The sequence below is a fragment of the Protofrankia sp. CiP1_Cm_nod4 genome, assembly GCF_982290645.1.
Genome location: NZ_CEVIVC010000115.1, coordinates 1490 through 2875 on the forward strand (window position 1 = coordinate 1490; position 1386 = coordinate 2875).

The window sequence follows — 1386 nt, forward strand, 5'->3', positions numbered from 1 at the left end:
GGTGGGCGCGCAGGGTGGCGCCGCGGGCGCGGGCGTGGAAGCGTGAGGTCAGGGTGCCGGCGGCGTGCAGCAGGTTGTGCGTGAGCGCGGACAGCGCGAGCCAGGCGGCGTTGGCGGTGAACCGGCCGGAGGGCAGGTGGGCCAGTGGTCCGTCGACGAGGTCGGCGAGGACCTGCTCGATGACGGCGTGGTCGCGGTGCTGGGCTTCGGCCTGGGCCAGGACGAACGGGCTGTCGGTGAACACGGTGTGGTAGCGCCAGACGGGGAACAGTTCGTCCTGGCCGGCGGCGGCTTTCGGGTTGAGGTCCTTGACCCGGCGGACCAGCAGCCGGCCGTCGGTGTGCTGCGCGCTGCCGGCGAAGGCGGTGTAGGGGACTTCGGCGATCTCGGCGTCGGACACCCACGCCTGGTTGGTCTCGTCCCAGACGGCACGGGGGTAGCGGATCGGGGTCCAGGCGCTGTCCGGGACCGCGGCGAGCGTCCGGCGGATTTTGCGGTTGACCGGGGTGGTGACCGAGAAGCGGGCGCCGTTTCGGCGGCAGGCTGCCACGAACGCCCCGGTGTAGTAGGCGGAGTCGGCGCGGACGACCAGGGTGCCGCAGCAGCCGGCCTGCCGGGCGGCGGTGACGGCTTCGGTGACGAACGAGGCCGCGCCGCGGGCGGAGCCGGCGTTCCCGCCGCGCAGCCTGGTGCCGGCCACGACCGGGGCGGCGTGCGGGGTCGACACGGTGGCGACCAGGGCGTTCAGTCCGCGGACCAGCAGCGACTTCCCGGCGATTTTGGTGTGACCGAACGCGGCGCCTTGTTTGGCCGGGCCGTAGACCCGCCGCTGGGTGGAGTCGACGTCCAGGAAGGCCAGCGTGTCGGCGCCGGGCAGCAGCGGGGCGTGCGCGGCGAGGGCGGCCAGCAGCAGCCGGTTGACCTTGTCGAGTTGGCGGACATTGCCCCAGTCCAACGCCCGCAGGAACGTCCCGAGGGTCGAGGGGGCGCGGACCCCGCCGAACAGCTCGCCCACCGCGCCGTGGCGGAGCACCTCCATGTCCTCGACGGAGTCGGCGCCGGCGAGCATGCCGGCGACCAGGCACCCCACCTTCGCCGGGGCGTTGACGCCCCTGGGGTCGACCGGTCGCAGGTGCTCGGTGACCAGCTCGGGCAGGCCGACGCGTTCACCCAGCCGCATCACCGGGACAAGTCCCGCGCAGGCGATCAGGTCAGGGTCGTCGAACCGCGCGTGGGTTCTCGAGGCCGCATGCAACAATCGCACGTGCGAAGTGCCCTCTCGATCGGGTGGACGGAAGCGTAGAGAACTCCCATCCTCCCAGCTCGGAGGGCACTTTCGCGTTCAAACCGGACGCCAGACAGGCATATACGACGGTGCATCCAGGC

The 1386-nt window shown here is 72.4% G+C and carries 1 protein-coding gene; it reads right to left on the reverse strand.

Translation table 11 applies throughout. The features are described 5' to 3' along the window. A partial coding sequence (locus AC5LSR_RS18380; protein WP_493468730.1) for an IS1380 family transposase occupies window positions 1-1264 on the reverse strand: 1264 nt, incomplete at its 3' end. Between the last annotated feature and the right edge of the window lie 122 nt (window positions 1265-1386).